Consider the following 22,195-nt stretch of genomic DNA (forward strand, 5'->3'; position numbering starts at 1 on the left):
AAGACGAAATCGGCACAATGCCGGGATTCCCGGCGTTCAGAGCAGGTTCGAAGACCCGGTACGGCGTTTGCGGTCGGCCACCAGAACACGGTCTCCCGCCCGGCCGGCGATTTCCGCCGTCTGTCTCAAGGCCCAGATGGAAAGGTCGGAAAGCATCAGCGGCTTGCTGATGAGGTAACCCTGGAAATGATCGCAGCCGGCCGCCGTCAGCATGGCGAGCTTCTCGTGGCTGTCGACGCCTTCGCCGATCACCGACATCTTCTGTGCGTGGCAGAGCGCGATCATCGCCTTCAGCGCCGGCAGCGAGGCCTCATTGGCGAGGTTTTCCACCAGTGCCCGGTCGAGCTTGATGGTGTCGGCGGTATATTCGATGATCTGCTGCACCGAGGTGTAGCCGGCGCCGAAATCGTCGATGGAGATGCGGAAGCCGCGGGCGCGCAGGGCTTCGATATTGCGGAGCAACTGGTCGCCCAGCTTGACGGCAAAGGTCTCCGTCAGCTCGATCTCGATCGTTTGCGGATCGAGCCCATGCTTGTCGAGGCAGGCGCAGAAATAATCACTGATCGATTTCGAATGCAGTTCCGCCGAGGATATGTTGATGGCGAGCACCGTCTCATGCCCGAACAGCTGCTTGAGGTGATGATGTTGCGACATCGCCCGGTTGATCACCCACCAGTCGATCTTGGTGAACAGGCCCGAGCTTTCGGCGATCGGCACGAACTCGTCCGGGGTGACATTGCCGAGCACCGGCGAGACCCAGCGCAGCAGCGCCTCGCAGCCGGTCACCTTGCCGCCGGCATCGACGATCGGCATGTAGACGAGGTGGAATTGCTCGTCCGGTTCGATCGTCCGCAGCTCCTCCTGAATCTGGCGGATCCGGTTGCGTTTGTCCTGGAGCGCGCGGGAGAAGCGGGCAGAGCGGTTCTTGCCGTTGGTCTTGGCCTGGTACATCGCGGCATCGGCATTGGAGATCAGCTCGGCCAGGTTCGTTGCATCCGTCGGGCAGAGCGCAACGCCGATGCTGGCGGTCACGGGGTAGTCCTTGCCATGCACCTCGAAGCCGCCGGAAAACAGCGACAGGATGACGGAGCACATTTCGCGGATGGTGCCGTCGCCCGGGGCAGATTGCACGAGGACCGCGAACTCGTCGCCGGAAAGCCGTGCGAGAACCACCGGCGGCAATGCCCGGCGTGCGACGATGGCGCCGACGGCGGTTTCGATCCTGAGCGCCAGCATTTTCAGAAGATCGTCGCCGACATCGTGGCCGTATTTGTCGTTGACGAACTTGAAGTTGTCGATGTCGATGAACAGCAGGCTGCAATGCCCGCCCCCGGTCGTGACCTGATGCACGACATCGGCGGCAAGCGTGTTGAAATGGCCGCGATTGCTGATACCGGTCAGCGTGTCGGTCCAGGAGGCATGCTGGACCAGCTTCAGGGCGCGTTGCGACTGGTCGTGCAATTGCTTGATATTGCCCGTCAGCCGGCCGATTTCGCCGGCCGCTCCGGTTTCCCGGATGCCGTCGTTCTCGCCGCTCATCACCGCCGTCACCTGCCGGTCGAGCACCGAGATCGGATTGGTGATGAAACGGCGAATGAGGGTGATCATCAGGCCGACCGTGGCAAAGCTCATGGCCAGCGCACCAAGGCCGAGAAGCAGCTTCAGCTGTCCCATATGGCCGGAATCGGCGGATGGCGGCGCAGTCAGCGTGGCAAACAGCGACGGCGCCAGACGGACGGATGCAGAAAGCCCGGCAGACGGCAGCAGCGATGGTGTGGTGTCGAAGTCTATCGCGGTCTCATATTCCTTCTGCAGCGTGCGCTGCATGGCCAGAAACTGGGTCGGCTCGATGGCGACCTGGACCAGCAGCGCGTTCTTCTTGGCGCTGGGCAGCGGGCGGTTGAAGGTCACGGGGTCGATGAATTCCGAATAGACGATCAGGGGCCGGCTCTGCGGATCGTGAAGATAGGTCCAGTCCCGCAGCTGGCTGCCACCGGTCAGCCGGCGGGCCAACTCAAGCTGCGGATCACCGATTTCGGCGAAAGGATCTTCACTGTTTTCGAAATAGTAGCCGGGTGTCAGGTCCGGATTGAGGATGGCGAAGGAAATGAACATCTTCGGATCGTCGGACAGCGACCGGATGCTCTGTTGCAATCGAAGGGCCAGCGCATTGTTGCGGTAGGTTTCATCGGTTTCCGATACGAATAGGCGGACCGCATTTCCCTGGAGAAGCGAATAGAGAAAGCCGCGGCTCTGGCCGACCTCGTTGCGGAAAAGGGCTGCGAGATGATCGAGATGCTGCGAGAGGCGGGCGCGCTCCAGCGCCAGCACCGAATGTCCCTGCACGACATAGACCGAGAGCGCGGCGAGCAGATAACCTGCCAGCACGACGGGGAAGATCAGGCAGAAGGCGCGTTTGCCGAGCGTCACTGGAAGTTCGCCATTGCGCTGATGATGCGCCTGCGGGTCTGGATCGACTGGACGGACAGTTCCGTCTGATACTGGCTCTTCGCCAGGATTTCAGCGGGCGGATAAATTTCCCGGTTGGAGCGCATGTCGGCCGCAATGAGATCGAGCGCCCTGTCGCTGGCCGTCGGCATGTTCAGCGCCGTGGCATTGGATGCGGCGCTCTCCGGTGAGCCGATGAAATCCAGCAGCTGCAGGGCCAGCTGCTTGCGCGGAGAGGCGGCGTTCACGGCCATGCAGTCGAGCCACGAGAGCGTGCCTTCCTTCGGCACCACATAGCGCCAGACGCCGGCCGTGCCGGCCTTGTCGTTGAGCACATGCTGGTCGCCGCTATAGGCAATTGCCATGTAGATATTGTCGCGGAATTCCGGATTCTGGATCGCGGTGATCACATAGTCGTAGGTGAGCACGAAGGGCGCCTGCTTCTTCATCAGTTCGAAGGCGGCTTTCAGCGTTTCGCTGTCATTGGTATTGATCGATTTGCCAAGCAGTGCCAGCGGCGCGATGAAGGCCTCGTTGTGATCGTCATACATGGCGACATGTTTTTTCAGTTCCGGCGCCGGCGACATCAGGTCGCTCCAGGAGGCGGGGGTGGTTTTCACCATGTCGGAGCGATAGGCGATCCCCATCGTGCCCCAGAGATAGGGCATGGCATAGCCGGCGCAGCGCGACGTCCATTCGGGTTTGTAGTCCTTCATCGACGGAGCATTGCTTTCCGTCAGGGGTTCGAGAATGCCACGCTTTCCGAAGAGGTCAGCGGTGGTTTCGCCGACGACGGCAAGGTCGATATTGCTGGCCGGATCGGACAGGATCTCGTCGCGCGCGTCGCTGCTGTCGTAGAAAATCTGGTGCACGGCAATGCCGGTCTTGTCCGTCCAACGATCGAGGATCTTCTGGTCGATATAAGATTCCCAGATCAACAGGTTGAGTGTTTCCGCGCGGCCGGGCGTGGCAGCGAGGGATGCGCCGATGGCGATGGAAAAAGCAATGAACCGCGTGCACATTGAAATCACCCCGATATCCCCCCGCGGTGAACCGTAGCGCGCAATGCTTGATGAATACTTACAATGGGATGCAATCGGTTGTGAAAGATACGAGCCGGATTTGGGCAGGATATGTGCATCCTGATCCGGTCGTTTCGGCACGATCACGCTGGCCTTTGGCTGCCCGAAACCCGGGGAGAACGACACCGGGCTTACGCCGGAAGGCGGCAGAGCCAGCCCCGGCTTGATGCCCGGGCTGGCCATTATCGGAGCGTTCCGATCCTACCGGTGGCTTGGCAGCTTGGGCAGGAAGATCGTCAGGAGGCCGAGCAGCGGCATGTAGGAGCAGACCGTGTAGACGAATTCGATGCCTTCACGGTCGGCAAAGATGCCGAGCACGGCGGCGCCGATACCGCCGAAGCCGAAGGCAAAGCCGAAGAACATGCCGGCGATCAGGCCGACGCGGCCGGGCACCAGTTCCTGGGCAAAGACCACGATGGCCGAGAATGCCGAGGAAAAGACGAAGCCGATGAGAATGACCAGCGCCGCGGTCCAGAACAGGTTGGCATAGGGCAGGAGCAGCGCGAAGGGGATGACGCCGAGGATCGAGAACCAGATGACGAACCGGGCGCCGAAGCGATCGCCGATCGGTCCGCCGAAGATCACGCCGGCGGCGGACGCGCCGAGGAACAGGAACAGCAGCAGCTGCGCATCCTGAACGCCAAGGCCGAACTTCTCGATGGTGAAGAAGGTGAAGTAGCTGGAGAGGCTGGAGAGATAGGCGTTCTTCGTCGCCGTCAGGATGACCAGAACGATCAGTGTCCAGATCACCTGGTTGCGCGGCAGGGGCAGGGTGCGGCTGACGGCCTTGCGGCCGGCCGAACTGCGGCGATGGCGCGTGTACCAGACGCTGACCCAGGACAGCACCATGAAGCCGGCCAGCGCGATGACCGAGAACCAGCTGAGGCTGCCCTGGCCCTGCGGGATGACGATGAAGGCTGCCAGCAGCGGCCCGATCGCCGTACCGGTATTGCCGCCGACCTGGAAGAGGGACTGGGCAAGGCCGTGGCGCCCGCCGGACGCAAGCCGCGCTACGCGCGATGCTTCCGGATGGAAGATGGCCGAACCGATGCCGATCAGGCAGGCGCCGATGACCAGGACGTAGAAGTGATGGGCGTTGGCGAGCGTGATCAGCCCGGCGCAGGTCGACAGCATGGCTGCCGGCAGCGAAAAGGGCATCGGCCAGCGGTCGGTGACCACGCCGACGGCGGGCTGCAGCAGCGATGCGGTGACCTGAAACGCGAAGGTCAAAAGGCCGATCTGCACGAAATCGAGCGCGTAATTCTCTTTCAGCAGCGGATAGAGCGAGGTCAGCAGAGATTGCATGATGTCGTTCAGCATATGGCAGAAGCTGACGGCGACGATAACGGAGACCGCCGTCTTTTCCGCACTGATGCCTGTTTCGGATGATATGGTCGCCATGCTGTCTTCCTCGCCCGTCGGATATCGTGTTTTTCGAATATGTGCTGTCTCTACATCGCTTGAATCTGGCCTGCTTTTGTGCTCTGGTCGCATTCTTTCGAGAGTGGGCCAAATGCGGGCAATCGATCTTACCAGGCAGGACAGTCTCAGCGAAAAGGAACATTTCGACAGCCTTTCCTGGATTGAAAGCGCTGAAGATCTGGTCCTTGCGCTTGGCCGCATCTATCCCGCCGGCTTTCGGGTGCCGGCCCACAGCCATGGCAAGACGCAGCTCTGGTCCGCGCGCCGTGGTGTCGTGGTGGTCAGCACCGCCGGCGGCCGCTGGATGCTGCCGCCCGGTCACGGCCTGCTGATCCCGGCCGGCCTCGAGCATTCCACCGAGATGATCAGCGAAGTGCATATGCATTCCATCTATGTCGATCCGTCGCTGATCGATCAGCACGGTCCGCGCGTGCTGGAAGTGACGCCGCTCGGCGGCAGCCTGATCGAGGAACTGGTGCAATCGGATGAAAAGCAGCTGACTGCGCGGCGCAAGCGCCTGATCATGGAACTGTTGCTGGACGAGATCGGCCAGCTGCCGGAGCGCCCGCTTGGCCTGCCGTTTCCCGGCGACCCACGGCTTGGCCGTCTCTGCCGCCATTTCCTGAAATCGCCCGATGCCAATGCCGGCATCGACGACTGGGCGCGCGATCTCGGCATGAGCCGCCGCTCCTTCACCCGGCTGTTTCGCGCCGAGACCGGGGTCAGCTTCGTCACCTGGCGGCAGCAGGCCTGCATCTTCGCCTCGCTGCCGCGCCTGGCCGAAGGCGAACCGATCACCAATGTCGCGCTCGATGCCGGCTACGAGAACATCGCCGCCTTCACCACCATGTTTCGCCGCATGCTCGGCAGCGCGCCGAGTAGCTATCTCAAATCGCGGGCTGCATGATATTGGCTGCGGCAATGGCCTGCGCCGGCATGTTCCAAAATCGATCATACGTCCCGGTTGGGCATGCATTTTCACGGACCGGTTTAGGGTTGGCTCTTGCCTATCCGATTGTATGGCTTGCGTAATATAAGACGGTGATGCACCGGCATGGAAAAGAAAGGCTGAACGCGTCTGGTTAACGGGATGGTAGGAAGGCTGCACCTATAAGCGCCTGGTAACGAACCGTTTTAGTGTGTCCGGAGTTTCAGCGTGTTCAATCGATCCTTGCTTGCCCTTTCTCTCGGGTTGTTCTTTTCCAGCTCCCTGTCCGCCCACGCGCAGGACGGCTTCTGGTCAGGTGACTGGTATCTGAAAGTCGGCGCCACGGGGTTTATCGGCCCGAAATATGATGGCGCGTCCGCTCGCCTGTTCCAGGCCGCACCGCTGATTTCGTTCGGACGCGCCGGCAGCGCCGTGCGCTTTTCCTCGCGCAACGACAATCCGGCCTTCGCCTTTGTCGATCAGGGTGCGTTTCGCGCCGGTGTCGTCGGCAAGCTGATCTTCCAGCGCGACGAGGATACCTCGAAGGATCTGAAGGGGCTCGATCCCGTCCGTTTCGGCGGCGAACTCGGCGGTTTTGCCGAGGTCTATCCAACGGACTGGTTGCGCATCCGCGCCGAACTGCGCCAGGGTATCCGCAGCCATAACGGTCTCGTCGCCGATGTCGCAGCCGACGGTTTCGTCGATGTCAGCGACAACGTCCGCCTGTCGGCCGGGCCGCGCCTGTCGGCGGCCACCAGCGACTATTTCGATGCCTATTACGGCGTCAGCGGATCGGAATCGGCAAAGTCGGGCTATTCGCAGTACAAGCCGTCCGGCGGTCTAGGTTCGCTCGGCGCCGGTGCGGCCATCACCTGGAAGGCGACCGAAAAGCTCGAAACCAGCGCCTTTGCCGAATACAAGCGGCTGATGGGCCCGGCAGCGGATTCGAGCATCGTCAGGGAAGGCGGCAGCCGCAACCAGTTCCTGGTCGGCCTTTCCGCCACATACCGCTTCGATTTCACGCTGGATTGAGCGCCGGTTCGCGCCGGCGAAAACGTCAGCGCTTGACCGCGCCCGTCAGCGGTAGCAAACAGGCGGCATGAGCACCAATCCAGCCGATTCCGGGCGCGTCCACGATGCGCCGTCCAACAATTGGGTCTACCGCGTCCTGCCGAGGGCGCTCTGGCCCTATGCGCAGCTTGCCCGCTGGGACCGGCCGATCGGCTGGCAGCTGCTGCTGTGGCCCTGCTTCTGGTCGGCGGCGCTGGCCGCCAATGCGGCGGCAGCGCTCGGCACGTTTTCGGTGGGCCGCTTCGTCTTCCACCTGCTGCTGTTCTTCATCGGTTCGGTCGCCATGCGCGGCGCCGGCTGCACCTACAACGATATCATCGACCACGACATCGATATGGAAGTGGCGCGCACCCGCTCGCGGCCGCTGCCGTCCGGCCGCGTCACACGGGCTCAGGCCAAGATCTTCATGGCGCTGCAGGCGCTGGCCGGTCTCGTCGTGCTCCTGCAGTTCAACGGCTTTTCGATCTTTCTCGGCGTGTTCTCGCTGGTATTCGTCGCCGTCTATCCCTTTGCCAAGCGCTTTACCGACTGGCCGCAATTCTTCCTCGGCCTTGCCTTCTCCTGGGGCGCGGTGATGGGGTGGTCGGCCGAGTTCGGAACTGTCGGACTGGCCTCGATCGCGCTCTATCTCGCGGCTATCGCCTGGACGGTCGGTTATGACACGATCTATGCCTATCAGGACAAGGAAGACGACGAGCTGATCGGCGTGCGCTCGACGGCGCGGCGGTTCGGCGATCATCCGCGCCCGTGGCTGTTCGGCCTCTACGGCCTGGCGGTTTTGCTGCTGTTCGTCGCCTTCGCCATCGCCGGCGCCGGGTTTCTCGCCTATGCCGGCCTGCTGGTGGCTGCCGTCCTGCTGTTCTACCAGATCCTTGTGCTCGATATCCACGATGCGACCCAATGCCTGGCCTTGTTCAAATTCAACAATGTCGTCGGATTGATCGTCTTTGCCGGGCTTTGCGCCGCGCTTCTGGTACGGTTGATGTAGAAGAAGCCCTTCGGATGATTTTGGGCGCGCTGGGCCTCCATCTCCGATTGAGATGTTGCCATCCAGTTGCACATGTTTGCCAACTGCGATTACTCTTTCTCGATGAACAGCGTCTCACTTACCTACAAAGCCGAAGATGAATCGCATGGCGAACTCGCGGCGAAGCTTCGCTGTGGCGAATTCAGCGGTCGGGGTTCAGCATGGTTTAATATTTCGCAAGTGGAGGAATTCGCTCAGTCTATCGGCAGATATCCGATAGAAGCCGATAGCGCGCCTCTCCTTGAAAGCGGATTTTGGAAAGACGATGGCACGCTCGATCAAGTGCATTTTCGTATTCAGATCAAGCCCATCGGGCAGCGGGGGATGTTATCCGCATCCGTTCAATTGGCAGCAACAGAAATGTCTACGGGTGTTAGCTCGGAAATCCGCGTCGAGTTTCCCGTCATTTACGGGGATTTGGCGCGCTTCCAATCTTCGCTCTTGAGCCACCTAAACGGTCAAGCTACCGAGGCAATTTTGGAGCAATCCCTGTCATAGACGGATGACCGCTGTCGGCGGATATTGTTGAAGAATGCGCCGGGCCGCATATCAGGCCCAGCTCATCTCCTGATCGCTCTTCTTCTTCATCTTGCCGATGCGGGCGGAAAAGGCGGCGATGGCCGCGAGGATGAATGTGCGCATGGTCTGTCTCCTTCTCGTGCCGGCAAGATGCTGGCCGCCTGTGGCGCCAAGAAGGCAGTCTCAAGGTCTTTCAAAGACGTGATTACGGCCAGAAAACAACGACAAAAGACCGGCCGCAGGGACGGCCGGTCTTTTACGCTGGAGGAGCGCTTGGTGATTGTGTCGGAGATCAGTTGCGGGCGATGATCTCGCGGCCGTCGATCTTCATGTTGACGCCGAGGCTGCCGGTCGAGCGGCGCATCAGGAAACGCGGGCGGCGGTCGTTGAAGAGCGAATGGCGGCGGCGCGGCTTGATATCGCGGGTGCGCACTTCGCCGAGATGATCTTCCAGCGGCCGGGCAACGCCATCGGCCTCGACCATCAGCATTGGAATCCGGTAGGCTTCCGACCATGTGCGCCAGTCGGCGGCGATGTCGGAAAGATCGTGGGCGACCAGAAGCGGAATGCACAGCTCCGGGTCGTCGTGATGAAGTTCGAGCGTCACAGTCACTTCTCCGTCTCCATGGTCGATGGCGCGGGCAGCGACACCCTTGAAGGCGCGTGCCGGCAGCGCGATCGACAATGGCAATCCGCTGGATGGCAAAACCTTGCGCAACACTGCTCCGCGCTCGTCCAGACTGATCGTGACATTGCTCGGCTGTCCGTGCAAGCTGTAGCTCGCCTGCTGGGGAAAGCGTTTCGGGTCCAGTCGCAGCGTGGTTTCGACCCAGGCCGGTTGGGAAAGTGTCTTCAGCATTTCAATCGCCCTTGTTTTCCTTGAGAGCCGGTTTCCGGTCTTCTCTTTGGGACTTTTCGTCCTCTGTGACCCAAGGATAGGGGGCGGCCGTTTGGGACCACTTAAAAATCGCGGTTAAAAAACTTTGCATTTCCTGATGGTTAGCAAAAACCGACGCGGCAGGGTTTCTCAAATGTGAAGGAAAAGCACCGCATTCGAAGTGCCCCGGCGCAGCCGCCCGCCGGCGCTCAGGAAAAGCCACGCGCAAGGCTGAACGGGAATACTACCGGCGGTTATGACCGCAGGGTGTGGGGTTGCGTCCAAGGAGACGCTGTCCCGCCAACAGTTTCAGGCGATCGGCAGAGCGGCAATGGTTTCGACATATATCGACTACAATCTCATCACCCGCGACATGAAGACGAGCCTTCAGCGCACGTCGCAGCAGGCGATGGTCACCCGCGAAACCGAGTATTACAAGGCCAATATCGGCAACGTCACCTCGATCGACGAGTTCCTCGACGACTACCGGCTCTATGCCTACGCCATGAAGGCGCATGGCCTGGAAGACATGACCTATGCCAAGGCCTTCATGCGCAAGGTTCTGGAAAGCGACCTCAGCGACGACAATAGCTATGCCAACAAGCTGACCGACGATCGCTACCGCAATTTCGCGATGGCGTTCAGTTTTTCGCAGTCGACCGAAGTGGTTCAAAGCGAGGCACAGGAAGATGCGCTGATCGGCCTCTACGGCCAGAGCATCGCCAATCAGGATGACGCAGTCAAAGAGGATACGCGTTATTTTAACGCAGTGATCGACACCGTCACCAACGTCGACCAGATCTGGGGAAACAGCAAGCTTAAGAATTACGTGCTGACAGCGTTCGGTTTCGGCTCCAATGCCGGCACCATGTCCTATGAGCATTTCAAGAATGTCCTCACCAGCGACGTCGACGATCCGAACAGCTATGTGAATGCGTCGGCTGCGGCCTATAAGCAGGATTTTCTGGACAGGATTGCCAACATCCAGGCTACAGCCACGCCGGAGGATCTGGCCAACAGCAACAGCGCGGCCAGCAAGCAGATTGCCCAGTATCAGGCGTCGATCACCAACGCGCCGGACTATACGCCGCTTGCGGCCGCCTTTAACTTTCAGGTCGATGGAACGCTGGCCGCCGGCGACGTACCGATGTCGGATGCGCAGAAGTCGTGGGTCAACGAGAACTATATTTTCATGCAGCCGCGGCTTTCCTCGTCCGCAGCACAGCTCAACACGATTTATTACGATTCGGCGATCCAGAGCGTCACCAAGGTCAGCGATATCCTCGGCAACAACCGGATGTTTGCCTATCTCCGCATCGCCTACGGCCTGCCGACCAGCCTGTCGAGTTCGGTGATGGAGAAAATCCTCACCAGCGATCTCAGCGACCCCGCCAGCTATGCCAATACCGAAGGCGGTACCGCTTACAATGCGGCTTACAAGGAGCTCGCCGCCGCCTTCAATTTCCAGACGGACGGAACGCTGGCCGACGGCGATACCGCGCAGACAGCCGAACAGACGAGAGTTACCGACGCCTATTGGACAAACCGTTATAACGACGTCGATGACGCCGCCGACGAAGCCCTGATCAGTTCCTACAAGACGTTGATCGCCGTGGTGTCGGATGTCGACGGTCTGCTCGCCGACAGTAAAATCATGAAACTGGCGCTGACGGCGGTCGGTCTTCAGGACGAAGGCGACACGGCGCGCAAATTGAAGAAGGTGCTGACCAGCGATCTCACCGATCCGAAAAGCTATGTCTATACCCTGAAGGACGACCGCTACGTCCAGCTGGCGAAGGCCTATAATTTCAATGCCGACGGATCGCTTGGCGTGCCGATCATGGCCCAGTCCGAATCCGAAATCCTCAACACCGCCAAGTCCTATGTCATCGAGAAGAGCCGGTTCGGCACCGAGGAAGACAAGACCAAGGCGACGGAGGAATCGAAATACTACACCACCGAGATCGGCAAGATCAAAACGCTCGACGGCCTGTTGTCCAACCGGCGCCTGGTCGATTTCATGCTCGTCGCCTCCGGCCTCGATCCGGAGAAATTCACGACGGACTATGTCCGCCAGATGTTCGAATCCGATTTCAACGATCCGAACAGTTTCATCAATACCGAGCCGAACACGACGCTCTTCAAGGAGATGGTCTCCTCCTACAATTTTGACAGTACCGGCAACGTCGCGCGCCCGACCCAGGGCATACAGACCAAGCGCGGTCTGCTGGAGACCGAAAATCTCTACCTCAACCAGACGATGGAGGAGCAGAAGGGCGACGACAATGCCGGCGTCCGCCTCGCGCTCTATTTCCGGCGCCAGGCATCGGGCATCAGTACGGCCTACGATCTTCTGGCCGACAGCGCGCTGCTGCAGGTCATCCAGACGACGTTCAGCATCCCCGAAGCGATGTCGAATGCCGACGTCGACGTGCAATATGCCTATATCAACCGCGTGCTGGATATCCAGGACCTGCACGATCCGGAAAAACTGGAAAAGCTGCTCGTCCGTTTCGCTGCGCTTTACGATGTCGACAACAATGTCGATATTTCCGGCGCCGAGATCATCCTGTCGGGCGGTGGCGGCAGCATCAGCGCCGATACCCTGTTCAGTCTTTCACAGCTGCGCCTTGGCGGCTACTGACGGAGGCTGTCCGTTTCAGGAGGCCTTGAGCACCTTGCCGGGGTTCATGATCCCGGCGGGGTCGAAGGCGTGCTTGATCCGCTGCATCAGGTCGATCTCGATCGGCGAGCGCACGTCGGCCAGTTCGTCGCGCTTCAGTTGACCGATGCCGTGCTCGGCCGAGATCGAGCCGTTATAGGCGAGCACGATGCCGTGGACGATCGCATTCATCTCGCGCCAGCGGCCGATGAACTGGTCCTTGTCGGCGCCGATCGGCTGCGAGATGTTGTAATGGATATTGCCGTCGCCCATATGGCCGAACGAGCAGATGCGGGCGCCGGGAATGGCCTTCATCACCGCGGCATCGGCCTCGGCCATGAAAGCCGGAATGCTGGAGACCGGCACCGAGACATCGTGCTTGATCGATCCGCCCTCCGGCTTCTGCGCCGGCGACATGCTTTCGCGCATGTGCCAGAGGCTCTTGCGCTGCGCCTCGTTGGCAGCCACCACGGCGTTTTCGACGAGACCGCTGGATATTTCCGTTTCGAGCAGGGTCTGCATCATCCGTTCGGCGCTTTCAGCCGAATCCGAGGTCGAGATGTCGATCAGCGCGTACCAGGCATGCACCGTATCCATCGGATCGCGGACGCCCGGAATGTGTTTTGCCGTGAACTCGACGCCGAGGCGCGGCATCAGTTCGAAGCCGGTCAGCGCCGGGCCGCAAAGGCTCGACGCCTTGTCGAACAGGGTGAGCGCATCGGCAACGCTTTTCAGGCCGGCAAAGGCGACCTGATGGCCGCGCGGCTGCGGAAACAGCTTCAGAACGGCGCCGGTGATGACGCCGAGCGTGCCTTCCGCACCGATGAACAGGTCGCGCAGGTCGTAGCCGGTATTGTCCTTCTTCAGCCGCCGCAGCCCGTCCCAGATCTCGCCGGTCGGCAGCACGACTTCCAGACCCAGGCACAATTGCCGCATATTGCCATAGGCCAGCACCGCCGTACCGCCGGCATTGGTGGAAAGATTGCCGCCGATCCGGCACGAGCCCTCCGAGCCGAGCGATAGCGGAAACAGCCGGTCGTGTTCCTCCGCCGCCTTCTGGATATCGGCAAGGATGCAGCCGGCATCGGCCACAATGACATTGCCGACCGGATCGATATCGCGGATACGGTTCAGCCGTTCCAGCGACAGCACGATATCGGCCGCACCCGTGCGCGGGATTTGTCCCGCGACATGGCCGGTATTGCCCCCCTGCGGTACGATCGCGGCCCCGGTCTCAGTGGCGAGCTTGAGGATTTGCGAGACTTCTTCGACGCTGCCGGGCTTCAGCACCAGCGGCGCGTTGCCTTTGTAGAGGCCGCGCGATTCGATGAGATAGGGGGCAATGTCGGCCTCATCGGTCAGCGCATTGCGGCTGCCGACGATTTCGGTAAAGCGGGTGATGAGATCGGCGGTGGGGAGGGTGTTGGTCATGCTTTAGTCCCTTGGCGCTGCCGCGCGTTCGATCCGATCGATGATCGCTTCGCCGAGCCCCTCATTGGGGATAGGGCCGAATGCAATGGTTGCGGCACCCGAGGCATCGGCTTCTTTCATATAGGCAAACAGATTGGCGGCAGCCTCGCGCAGATCGCCGGTCGGGCTGAGATCGAGAACCACGATAGCATTTCCCTCGCCCGGCAGCTTCGCTCCGCCAAACCGGATCAGCGCTTCGCCAGCCTTCACATCTTCAGCGTTCAGCCGCACCGTTGCTCCCGGCGCATAGTGCGAGGCGAGCATGCCCGGCGCCTCGATCACGGCGCCCGCAGTCTCCGGCCGCAACACGGTTTTCCCGGTCAGCGCCTCGATATCGGCGACATCGAGGCCGCCCGGCCGCAAGAGCCGGATCTCGCCGTCCTCCACCTTGAGGATGGTTGATTCCAGCCCGATTTCGGCCGGACCGGCATCAAGGATCAGCGCCAGCTTGCCGCCGAGATCAGCCTCGACATGCGCGGCGCTGGTGGGGCTGATCTTGCCGGACGTATTGGCGCTGGGAGCTGCCAGCGGCTTGCCGTAGCGCTGGATGACGGCGCGCGAAAAACCGTCCGGCATGCGGATGCCGAGCGTGTCGAGGCCGGCGGAAGCCAGCGGATGAACCGTGCTGTCCGGCTTGATCGGCAGGATCAACGTCAGTGGACCCGGCCAGAAGGCTTCGGCCAGCTGCCGCGACAGGGGATCGAAGCTGACATAGGCTTCCGCCATGGCGAAATCGGAGACATGGCAGATCAGCGGGTTGAAGCGCGGGCGGCCCTTCATTTCATAGATACGGCTGATGGCGTCGGGGTTCGTCGCGTCCGCTGCCAGCCCATAGACCGTCTCTGTCGGAATGGCGACCGGCAGGCCCTGTCCGAGCGTCTCGCAGGCCAGCGCCAGGGCGCGATCCGGTTCGGTCCGTGTGTCGATGATGAGGGTCATGCGGCTTCCAAACATCCACGCGCCGTCCGGGATAAGGCAGGGCAGGCGCTCTGCGGTTTCCTTTACAGGTCCCGGCGGGATATTGCCAAGTGCATTCGAAAACGAACTACCGGTCGGGCGGGACCAGCTGATCGACAAGCAATCAATCCGGACTGCCGGGGTCTTCAGAGGCTGTTGATGATCTTGCGCAGCTGCTCATTGCGCGCGCCGAGCAGGAGCACGTTCTTCAGGGCTTCCTTGGGGTCGCGGGTGCGGAACAAAAGGCCGTTTTCGTGGATGGCACGGTTGACCGTCAGCTTGCCGGCGTCTGCGTCCACCTCTGTTGCCACCGCGAAATACATCCGCGAATAGCCGAGCTTGATCTTCTCGAAGAAATGCTCGTCGTCACCGATGTCGGAAAAGAAATTGGCGATGTAGAACGACCACCGGACATCGTCGAACTGGGCGAATTTCGTGTGCGCCGCCGTCACGTGGCAATAGCCGAGATGCGGGCTGTCGGCGAGCGTGCGGTGAAAAAACAGCTTGGGAAAGCGGATCGAACGGTGGAAGCCGTTGATCCGGCCATGGGTCACCGTTGCGGCGGCCTCAAGCTTGCGGCCGGTACGCACGGCCACGTCCTGGTGCGTCAGGTAGCGCTTTTCCTCGGCGCTCCACATCTGTTGATTCCGGTTGATCCGTCCTGTGCGCAGAAACTCGGTATGAACGGCCACCTTCGGCAATGGCGCCGGCTTCTTGGCGGCTGCGGCGTCGAAATATCGAAGGTTTGACATCGGCCTGTACCAGGATAGCGGCGGAATGCGTGAGAACACTCCGGGGCGGAAACGCTTGAATAAGAAGAAGCTACAGTGTCAGGGTTAACGCAATCTTTCCGGACATTAGCGTTATGTCATGGCGTGAGGCTTGCGGCGGTCGCGTGAGCGGTGCCGAAAGATGTCGCAAAGAGACGGCGCATGCCCAGAATCTGCCGGTCTGTGGCGGAAAAGACGCCATCTGCCGAAAAATCAGGAAAAGCCGTTGTTTCTGCTTATAAAATAGCCACTCCTTCGACGTCGCGAAGCAACTTGGATCGTGTCGTCATTCTGGAATCGGATGTCGCTAATCGGCAGCTGTCCGGCCATGCCGCAGGTTTAGATAGCGATACTCAGGGTGCCGCCTTTTAGGGAGGGCGGAGAATTGGGAAGCCGGTCGAAATCCGGCGCTGCCCCCGCAACGGTGGTGGAGCGAAACCTCGGCAAAAGGCCACTGGAGAAATCCGGGAAGGCGCCGGGATAGTCCGCAAGGACGGCTCCAAAGCCCGGAAACCAGCCTTGTGGCGAAATTGATGTCTGGGTTGCGGCGGGCAGCCGGAAGGAGAACCTGTATACCACGCGCACTCCCGGCGCGGTGGCGGTTCCTTTCCTGCCCGCAGCAACTTCAAAAAAGTTGGCGAGCACAAGGAAACGACCATGGATCTCCGCAGTGAAGTCCTTCGCAAATTGAAGAACCGTCGCGAGACGCACAGCCTCGAGCAGGCCTTCTATACCGATCCCGATCTCTACAAGCTCGATATGGAAGAGATCTGGTACAAGGACTGGCTGTTCATCGGCCATGATTGCGAAATCCCGAAATCCGGCAATTATTTCACCGTCCAGGTCGGCGAATATCCGGTCGTCGTCGTTCGCGACCGCACCGGCACTGTGCGGGCCTTGCACAATTCCTGCCGCCATCGCGGTTCGCGCGTCTGCGCCGGAGCCAAGGGCTCGTCGGCCAAGCTTGTCTGTCCCTATCACCAGTGGACCTACGAGCTTGACGGCAAGCTTTTGTTTGCCCGCCAGATGGGCGAGGATTTCGACAAGAACCAGCATGGTCTGAAGCCGATCCATTGCGAAACCATCGGCGGCTACATCTTCATCTGCCTCGCCGAAGAGGCGATGGATTTCCAGCCGGTGCGCGACATGGTCTCGTCCTATGTCATGCCGCACAATCTGAAGGACACCAAGGTCGCTTTCGAAAGCACGATCATCGAGAAGGGCAACTGGAAGCTCGTCTGGGAAAACAACCGCGAGTGCTACCACTGCGCCGCCAACCACCCGGAACTCTGCCGCACCTATCCGGAAGCCCCGTCGGCAACCGGCGTGCAGGGCGCCAAGGACGACCCGGTCATCGCCGAACACTGGGCCCGCTGCGAGGCCACCGGCCTGCCGAGCGAATTCAAAATCGATCCGAAGGGCCAGTTCCGCGTTGCCCGCATGCCGCTGATCGAGGATGCCGAGAGCTACACCATGTCGGGCAAGCGCGCCGTCAAGCGCCAGTTGTCGGATGATGTCAGCCAGAGCCATATCGGCACACTGCTGCTGTTCCATTATCCCAGCACCTGGAACCACGTGCTGGCCGATCACGCCATCACCTTCCGCGTGCTGCCGCTCGGTCCGGAACTGACGCAGGTCACGACCAAGTGGCTGGTGCACAAGGATGCGGTCGAAGGCGTCGATTACACCATCGACGAACTGACGCATGTCTGGACCGAGACCAACGACCAGGACCGCCAGATCGTCGAGGAAAATGCCTTTGGCATCCGCTCGCCCGCCTACCAGCCCGGCCCCTATTCGCCGGAGCACGAAGGCGGCGTGATGCAGTTCGTCGAATGGTACACCAATTTCATGGCCGACCGCCTGCAGGGCCGTTCCATGTCCACCCCTCTGGTTCGGGTCGCCTGATATGACGATTGCTTCATCCTTCCGGCATTTCGACGAGTTGCAGCCGTTCAACGACCGGCAGCAACTGCTGGAATGCATTTCCGTGACTGCCGAAGCGCCGGATGTGATGACCTTCGGCTTCAAGGCCGACAAGGACAGCTGGTTCCGCTATCTGCCGGGCCAGTTCGTCACGCTCGAACTGCCGGTAACGCCGGACGATCCGGTCATGCGCACCTACACCCTGTCCTCGACACCGTCGCGGCCATTCTCGATCGCGGTTACCGTCAAGGCACAGGCTGCCAGCATCGGCACCCGCTGGATGTTTAACCATCTGAAACCGGGCATGAAGCTCAAGGCGTTCGGTCCGCTCGGCGATTTCTCGTTCGTGCGTCATCCGGGCGAAAAATACCTGTTCATCTCGGCCGGTTCCGGCATCACCCCGATGATGTCGATGACCCGCTGGATGGCCGATTGCGCGCCGCAGACGGATGTCACGTTCCTGTCCTGCGCCCGCCAGCCGGACGATCTTCTGTTCCGCGCCGAACTGGAAAACCTCGCCGCCCAGATGCCGAGGCTCAACCTCGGCTTCATCGTCGAGACCCATGCGCCGCGCCACGGCTGGCACGGCCTGCGCGGCCGCATCGAGACCTCGAAGCTGGCCCTGCTGGCGCCGGACTTCCGCGACCGCACTGTCTTCTGCTGTGGTCCGGAGCCGTTCATGCGCGGCGTCAAGTCGATGCTGGAAAGCGTCGGCTTCGACATGAACCGCTACCACGAGGAAAGCTTCCAGCCAGCTGCAGCCCCTGCCGCTGAGGAACTTGCCATTCGTGCCGGAGCCGGGGAGGTGGATGCCGCCGCCGTCTCGACCGTGACCTTCACCATGGCCGGCAAGGAAGCCAAGTGTCAGCCCGGCCAGACCATCCTGCAGACGGCTCGTTCTGCCGGCGTGCGCATCGGTGCGGCCTGCGAAGGCGGCCTTTGCGGCACCTGCCGTGTCATGAAGGTGTCCGGCGAGGTCGAGATGAACCACAATGGTGGCATTCTCGACGACGAGATCGACGAAGGCTACATCCTGGCCTGCTGTTCGCGGCCGATCGGCGATGTGCAGATCGAGGCGTGATGCTTGTATGCGAGGGGCAGGTTGTCTTGCCCCTCGCATCGTCGCAAACCCGCGATGTCACGTGTTCCGGATGGCGATCCTGGTCGATCCCGATCGGGGGATCTGAGGAATGCGGGCCGGATGGGGGCGTTTGGTGTCGAGGCCGGTTGATAAGGACAACTCTGCCTCCAGCAGTGCCATTTCGATCAGGAACACGAGCATTTTTCTGTTGCCGCGTTCCGCGCTCATCTTCGAGGCTTTCAGAAGTTCGTAGGTCATATCTGTGGTACGCATCGTCACGCCCTCCGGGCCGGTTGCGTTCTTATATTAGGACTTGCAACTTACGCGAAACTGATTCTTTCGGAGCAACCCGAAGCGGTGGCTGATCTGCCGGTTATACCGAAGAGACGGCACCCGGCGCCACAGCACCGTCAAAACAGAAAATCACCCGCATCGAGCGCCGCCATCTTCACGCCCTTCAGCAGAATGCTGTCGCCGTTCAGCCCGTCGATCAGCACATCGCTGCCGACCTGGCTCATGTGATGCAGCTTGAGATCGGTATAGTCGGTGATGCTGGCAAGGCCGGTGAGATCGAGGATGTCGTGGCTGGCGCCGGTCGGCATGAAATCGGTGATGATATCCTTGCCGTCCTTCGTCGCGAAGACGAACTGGTCGGCACCGGCGCCGCCGGTCAGGATATCGTCGCCGGCATGCCCCCAGATGATGTCGTTACCGGCTTTGCCGTCGATGATGTTCTTGCCGCTGTTGCCGTGCAGCTGGTTGGCAAGCGCGTTGCCGGTGGCATTGATGGCCGCCGTGCCATTCAGCGTCAGGTTCTCGAAATTTGCCCCGAGCGTGAAGGAAACCGTCGTCTTGACGAGGTCGGTTCCGCCGCCGGCGGATTCCGACAGTTTGATCGCGGCATCGCTGATCACGTAGACATCGTTGCCGCTGCCGCCATAGACGGTGCCGTTGACCTTGCCGCCGGTGCCGTCGAAATAATCGTTGCCACCGCCAAGCGTGATCGCCCCGGTGATGGTGCCGCTGTTGAAGACCGAATCGGCGCTGCTCCCGCCGAGAAAGGCGGTACCGGTGGATTTGATCAGGCCACTATTGTGCAGGCTGGCCTTGACGGCGGCGGAAAAATCGATGGTTGCGGCGGAAGCCGTGCCGGTAATGGTGCCGTAATTGGTCACCGTCCCGTCTGTTCCGGCCAGCTTGACGCCGCCGCCGGCCGTGATCGTCCTGTTGTTGGTAATGATGGCGCCGTCGGCCGAAACCGAGATCGCATAGGCTGCGGATTTGATCAGCCCGTTATTGGTGACCTTGCCGTCGTCGCCTGTCAGGACGATCGCATCCTTCGCTGCCGTGATCGTGCCGCTGTTGGTGACGATGGCCGCGTCGCCCGTTGCCCGGATCGCCGTTGCATGGCTCGAGGTGACGGCGCCGTCATTGGTGATCGTCGCATTAGCCCCGGAGGAGGCGATGGCCGTGCCATAGGCGATCGCCGTGCCATGATTGGTCAGTATCGCGGCCTTGCCGCTGGAAACGATGGCAGACGCCTTGTCCGAACGCAGCTCGCCATTGTTGGTGAAAAGCGCGGCGCTGCCGGACAGTTGCACCGCGTTGGCCGCCGCGTGGGTGGTGCCGTGATTGGTGACGACGGCATTGCCGCCGGAAACCGATACACCGATACCGGCAGAGGATTCGATCAGTCCGGTATTGACGAGATGTGTCGCCTTGCCCGTGACCGTGATCGCCGTGAGCCGCGTTTCGATGGTGCCGTCATTGATCAGGTCCAGGCCGCCGCTATCGATCCTGAGACCATAATCCTTGCCGGAAACCTTGGCCGAGCTGCTGACGACGAACTGGCTCCTGCTGCCGGCGACCGAGGCCGCGCCGAATTGAAACGCGTAGCCGGAGGCCGAAATCACCGTGCCGTTGATATAGAAATTGCGCGCCGTCGCCGTCCCGGTTGCCAGAATGGCCGTCGCGGATGTGCTCAGCGTCACCCCCTTGTCGAGGACGAATATGCTGCCGGCTTCAAGCACCGATACCGGCGTGGCGCGGTTGCTGCTGATCACAATCTTTTTGGTCATCTGCCCATCATGTGCAGGAATGGCTTTGGTCCGGGTGGTCATACGGCAAAGGGATGAACAGGTCCCGTTCCGGGACAACATTTCGGCAGCCGTGGTAAATGCATGGTAACGCGGCGAACCGGTGCTGGCGGCGGCGATGCGACCGGCAAGATCTACTGGAGCGCCAGAGCGCCCGATGGCTTGCGGATCGATCCGGTCATCATCAGATCCACATCGATGCCTGCGCCTGCCGAAATGCTGCCCCTGCCGGTGGCGATCAGCAGCGGCTTTTCCGGCAGCAGCTCTCCGTTTGCCCAGATGGCCCTGAGCGCCTTGGCATTCATCGCAGCGACATTGACATCGATGTCGTTCAGCGTCCCGGCAACGCGATAGGGACAGCGGCGCCTGCCGCAGTTGGGCGCGGCGGAGAATTGCCAGAGCGTGTAGCTATCCCAGTTTCCCATCGGAAAGACATTGCGGATTCCCGGCTTGTAGCGGGCATACCAGAGCGGCAGGCGCGACAGGATGGGGAAGCGGGCGCGGTTGGCGGCGATGTAGGTGGCGGTGACGTGGTTGGTGTAGAGCATCGGATAGCGGCCGGTGCGGGTCTTGATATGGCCGGCGAAAATGGCCGCATCCTCCAGAGACATGTATTTCTCCGCGTCGATGCCCTCGACATCGAGCACCATCAGCTCGTCGTCGCGGGGCGCGGCATAATCGAGGAAATGGTTGGCCTGATCGATCGGATTGCCGGGCCGGGCCAGGTGATAGGCGCCCCAGAGAAGGCCGTTGGCCCGGGCGACGAGGCGGCGGGTCTGGTAGAGTTCGCGGCTGACGGCATATTTGCGCCACATGGTCTTGCAGTGGCCGACCGTGTCGCCACGATGATCGCCGGTGCAGGCAAAGCTTTCCGGCAGGCCGTCGGACGCCTTGGAGATGAAGCCGGCGATCCGCCTGTCCTTCAGCATCGCGTCCCAGTCGATGATGTTCAACTCGTAGGCATCGATGACCAGCGCGTGATCCGGCAATTTCCACGGCATCAGATCGCGCGCCGATGTGCTGTCCGGAACCAGGGCTGCGCCTGAAAACAGCCCGGCGCCGAGGAGACCGGCGAGGCGGAAAAACTTGCCCCAGCGGATCTTCCGGCGCGTTTCCATCGCAAGAGGGTGCGGAAAGAGGGTTAACCGAGGATTAAGACCAAGTCTCGATGATAGGTCCTTATGGGTCCCTATCATCGAGACTTGGTATAAGACCCGGGATTGCTCCAACAGGGCTTTCACCGATGTTTGATATGACACGTCTTTCGCGAATCTTGCAGGCGTGATTATCTAGGGTGGTTCATGGAACAAAAGAAACCATGGACCGTTTCCGTGACAAGACAATCGTGTCGAGAATAAACGAATGGAGGAACACATGGGTGTTTTTGGATTGAAGCTGGCGCCGCTGGCGCTGTCGGCGGTCCTGCTGGCAACGTCTTTCACGCCGTCGCAGGCCTTCGTGCAAATTCCCGTGCCGGTGAAGGCCGAGCGCGTGAGCGATGTGGACAATGTCCAGTATCGCCAGCGTGGCAATGACGACTGGCGCCGCCGCCACGGCTTCAACCGCCGCGGCAACGAGGCCTTTTACAATGGCCATCGTGGCTATCGTGAACGCCGCCACGGCTATCGTCAGCATAACGGCATGTGGTTCCCGCTGGGAGCATTCGCAGCCGGTGCCATCATCGGTGGTGCAATGGCTGATCGTCCGGCCCCCCGCTACGGCGGCAGCCATGTCGAATGGTGCGCAAACCGCTATCGCAGCTACCGCGCCTACGACAATTCGTACCAGCCGAACTATGGCCCCCGCCGCGCGTGTGTTTCACCCTATTGATATCAGCAGCTTTGAACGCTGATGTACGG

The 22,195-nt window shown here is 61.0% G+C and carries 19 protein-coding genes and 1 riboswitch; of the genes, 9 read left to right on the top strand and 10 right to left on the bottom strand.

All coding sequences use genetic code 11. The features are described from left to right. Positions 1 to 36: 36 nt before the first annotated feature. From ADU59_RS24275 to ADU59_RS24285, 3 genes are all read right to left on the bottom strand, one after another. Positions 37 to 2,430: a putative bifunctional diguanylate cyclase/phosphodiesterase gene (locus ADU59_RS24275; RefSeq protein WP_068957438.1), complete on the bottom strand. Its 2,394-nt coding sequence runs from the start codon at positions 2,428 to 2,430 to the stop codon at positions 37 to 39. Next, on the bottom strand, positions 2,427 to 3,470 hold the full coding sequence (locus ADU59_RS24280) for a polyamine ABC transporter substrate-binding protein (RefSeq protein ID WP_068957665.1): 1,044 nt from the start codon (positions 3,468 to 3,470) through the stop codon (positions 2,427 to 2,429). Before ADU59_RS24280 ends, ADU59_RS24275 begins: the two co-directional genes overlap by 4 nt. A gap of 261 nt (positions 3,471 to 3,731) precedes the next feature. Next, the gene (locus ADU59_RS24285; protein WP_068957440.1) at positions 3,732 to 4,931 is read right to left on the bottom strand and encodes an MFS transporter; all 1,200 of its coding nucleotides are present in this window, start codon (positions 4,929 to 4,931) and stop codon (positions 3,732 to 3,734) included. Positions 4,932 to 5,043: 112 nt separating this feature from the next. On the opposite strand from ADU59_RS24285, the gene ADU59_RS24290 reads away from it, so the two are divergent. From ADU59_RS24290 to ADU59_RS24305, 4 genes are all read left to right on the top strand, one after another. Then, complete coding sequence (locus ADU59_RS24290; protein WP_068957442.1) at positions 5,044 to 5,859, top strand: AraC family transcriptional regulator; 816 nt, start codon at positions 5,044 to 5,046, stop codon at positions 5,857 to 5,859. 285 nt (positions 5,860 to 6,144) lie between these two features. Then, positions 6,145 to 6,912: a MipA/OmpV family protein gene (locus ADU59_RS24295; protein WP_244506504.1), complete on the top strand. Its 768-nt coding sequence runs from the start codon at positions 6,145 to 6,147 to the stop codon at positions 6,910 to 6,912. Positions 6,913 to 6,979: 67 nt separating this feature from the next. Then, entirely contained in the window at positions 6,980 to 7,939 is a 960-nt protein-coding gene (gene ubiA, locus ADU59_RS24300; protein WP_068957446.1) for a 4-hydroxybenzoate octaprenyltransferase, read from the top strand. 102 nt (positions 7,940 to 8,041) lie between these two features. After that, the gene (locus ADU59_RS24305; protein ID WP_158515762.1) at positions 8,042 to 8,476 is read left to right on the top strand and encodes a hypothetical protein; all 435 of its coding nucleotides are present in this window, start codon (positions 8,042 to 8,044) and stop codon (positions 8,474 to 8,476) included. 313 nt (positions 8,477 to 8,789) lie between these two features. On the opposite strand, the gene ADU59_RS24310 is transcribed toward ADU59_RS24305, so the two are convergent. Beyond that, complete coding sequence (locus ADU59_RS24310) at positions 8,790 to 9,356, bottom strand: DUF6101 family protein (protein WP_068957449.1); 567 nt, start codon at positions 9,354 to 9,356, stop codon at positions 8,790 to 8,792. Positions 9,357 to 9,705: 349 nt separating this feature from the next. Here ADU59_RS24310 and ADU59_RS24315 point away from each other — a divergent pair, with 349 nt between their 5' ends. Continuing rightward, entirely contained in the window at positions 9,706 to 12,018 is a 2,313-nt protein-coding gene (locus ADU59_RS24315; RefSeq protein WP_068957451.1) for a DUF1217 domain-containing protein, read from the top strand. 15 nt (positions 12,019 to 12,033) lie between these two features. Here ADU59_RS24315 and ADU59_RS24320 read toward each other — a convergent pair whose 3' ends face one another. The 3 genes from ADU59_RS24320 to ADU59_RS24330 form a co-directional block, all read right to left on the bottom strand. Further along, positions 12,034 to 13,467, bottom strand: a complete 1,434-nt coding sequence (locus ADU59_RS24320) for an FAD-binding oxidoreductase (protein WP_068957452.1) — start codon at positions 13,465 to 13,467, stop codon at positions 12,034 to 12,036. A 3-nt stretch (positions 13,468 to 13,470) separates the two neighbouring features. Then, positions 13,471 to 14,445, bottom strand: a complete 975-nt coding sequence (locus ADU59_RS24325) for an L-threonylcarbamoyladenylate synthase (protein ID WP_068957667.1) — start codon at positions 14,443 to 14,445, stop codon at positions 13,471 to 13,473. A gap of 164 nt (positions 14,446 to 14,609) precedes the next feature. Beyond that, positions 14,610 to 15,215, bottom strand: coding sequence for a DUF6656 family protein (locus ADU59_RS24330; protein WP_068957454.1), 606 nt, complete (start codon positions 15,213 to 15,215; stop codon positions 14,610 to 14,612). 180 nt (positions 15,216 to 15,395) lie between these two features. Here ADU59_RS24330 and ADU59_RS30525 point away from each other — a divergent pair, with 180 nt between their 5' ends. The 3 genes from ADU59_RS30525 (at position 15,396) to ADU59_RS24340 (ending at position 18,240) form a co-directional block, all read left to right on the top strand. Next, positions 15,396 to 15,605, top strand: coding sequence for a hypothetical protein (locus tag ADU59_RS30525; protein ID WP_148661992.1), 210 nt, complete (start codon positions 15,396 to 15,398; stop codon positions 15,603 to 15,605). Further along, a riboswitch (cobalamin riboswitch) is annotated at positions 15,573 to 15,769 on the top strand. It overlaps the preceding gene by 33 nt. 121 nt (positions 15,770 to 15,890) lie before the next feature. Further along, on the top strand, positions 15,891 to 17,141 hold the full coding sequence (locus tag ADU59_RS24335; protein ID WP_068957457.1) for an aromatic ring-hydroxylating oxygenase subunit alpha: 1,251 nt from the start codon (positions 15,891 to 15,893) through the stop codon (positions 17,139 to 17,141). A gap of 1 nt (position 17,142) precedes the next feature. Then, positions 17,143 to 18,240 carry an FAD-binding oxidoreductase gene (locus ADU59_RS24340; protein ID WP_068957459.1) on the top strand — a complete coding sequence of 366 codons (1,098 nt, stop codon included), beginning with the start codon at positions 17,143 to 17,145 and terminating at the stop codon, positions 18,238 to 18,240. Positions 18,241 to 18,297: 57 nt separating this feature from the next. Here ADU59_RS24340 and ADU59_RS24345 read toward each other — a convergent pair whose 3' ends face one another. The 3 genes from ADU59_RS24345 to ADU59_RS24355 all read right to left on the bottom strand — a co-directional run bounded on the left by ADU59_RS24345 (position 18,298) and on the right by ADU59_RS24355 (position 21,454). Next, positions 18,298 to 18,513, bottom strand: coding sequence for a hypothetical protein (locus ADU59_RS24345; RefSeq protein WP_068957461.1), 216 nt, complete (start codon positions 18,511 to 18,513; stop codon positions 18,298 to 18,300). A 137-nt stretch (positions 18,514 to 18,650) separates the two neighbouring features. Next, complete coding sequence (locus ADU59_RS24350) at positions 18,651 to 20,318, bottom strand: calcium-binding protein (RefSeq protein ID WP_139093216.1); 1,668 nt, start codon at positions 20,316 to 20,318, stop codon at positions 18,651 to 18,653. A gap of 152 nt (positions 20,319 to 20,470) precedes the next feature. Next, positions 20,471 to 21,454, bottom strand: a complete 984-nt coding sequence (locus tag ADU59_RS24355; RefSeq protein WP_068957465.1) for a glycoside hydrolase family 25 protein — start codon at positions 21,452 to 21,454, stop codon at positions 20,471 to 20,473. A 256-nt stretch (positions 21,455 to 21,710) separates the two neighbouring features. Between ADU59_RS24355 and ADU59_RS24360 the strand changes: the two genes are divergently transcribed. Next, positions 21,711 to 22,166, top strand: coding sequence for a BA14K family protein (locus tag ADU59_RS24360; RefSeq protein ID WP_068957467.1), 456 nt, complete (start codon positions 21,711 to 21,713; stop codon positions 22,164 to 22,166). The last annotated feature ends 29 nt before the right edge of the window (positions 22,167 to 22,195 follow it).

The sequence above is a fragment of the Pararhizobium polonicum genome (assembly GCF_001687365.1).
Taxonomy (GTDB): domain Bacteria; phylum Pseudomonadota; class Alphaproteobacteria; order Rhizobiales; family Rhizobiaceae; genus Pararhizobium; species Pararhizobium polonicum.

Coding starts and splice junctions, on each gene's coding strand:
- ADU59_RS30525 (WP_148661992.1), top strand. CDS start 15,396: ATGCCCAGAATCTGCCGGTCTGTGGCGGAAAAGACGCCATCTGCCGAA.
- ADU59_RS24290 (WP_068957442.1), top strand. CDS start 5,044: ATGCGGGCAATCGATCTTACCAGGCAGGACAGTCTCAGCGAAAAGGAA.
- ubiA (WP_068957446.1), top strand. CDS start 6,980: ATGAGCACCAATCCAGCCGATTCCGGGCGCGTCCACGATGCGCCGTCC.
- ADU59_RS24280 (WP_068957665.1), bottom strand. CDS start 3,470: ATGTGCACGCGGTTCATTGCTTTTTCCATCGCCATCGGCGCATCCCTC.
- ADU59_RS24315 (WP_068957451.1), top strand. CDS start 9,706: ATGGTTTCGACATATATCGACTACAATCTCATCACCCGCGACATGAAG.
- ADU59_RS24355 (WP_068957465.1), bottom strand. CDS start 21,454: ATGGAAACGCGCCGGAAGATCCGCTGGGGCAAGTTTTTCCGCCTCGCC.
- ADU59_RS24330 (WP_068957454.1), bottom strand. CDS start 15,215: ATGTCAAACCTTCGATATTTCGACGCCGCAGCCGCCAAGAAGCCGGCG.
- ADU59_RS24345 (WP_068957461.1), bottom strand. CDS start 18,513: ATGCGTACCACAGATATGACCTACGAACTTCTGAAAGCCTCGAAGATG.
- ADU59_RS24325 (WP_068957667.1), bottom strand. CDS start 14,445: ATGACCCTCATCATCGACACACGGACCGAACCGGATCGCGCCCTGGCG.
- ADU59_RS24310 (WP_068957449.1), bottom strand. CDS start 9,356: ATGCTGAAGACACTTTCCCAACCGGCCTGGGTCGAAACCACGCTGCGA.
- ADU59_RS24340 (WP_068957459.1), top strand. CDS start 17,143: ATGACGATTGCTTCATCCTTCCGGCATTTCGACGAGTTGCAGCCGTTC.
- ADU59_RS24350 (WP_139093216.1), bottom strand. CDS start 20,318: ATGACCAAAAAGATTGTGATCAGCAGCAACCGCGCCACGCCGGTATCG.
- ADU59_RS24335 (WP_068957457.1), top strand. CDS start 15,891: ATGGATCTCCGCAGTGAAGTCCTTCGCAAATTGAAGAACCGTCGCGAG.
- ADU59_RS24360 (WP_068957467.1), top strand. CDS start 21,711: ATGGGTGTTTTTGGATTGAAGCTGGCGCCGCTGGCGCTGTCGGCGGTC.
- ADU59_RS24305 (WP_158515762.1), top strand. CDS start 8,042: ATGAACAGCGTCTCACTTACCTACAAAGCCGAAGATGAATCGCATGGC.
- ADU59_RS24285 (WP_068957440.1), bottom strand. CDS start 4,931: ATGGCGACCATATCATCCGAAACAGGCATCAGTGCGGAAAAGACGGCG.
- ADU59_RS24320 (WP_068957452.1), bottom strand. CDS start 13,467: ATGACCAACACCCTCCCCACCGCCGATCTCATCACCCGCTTTACCGAA.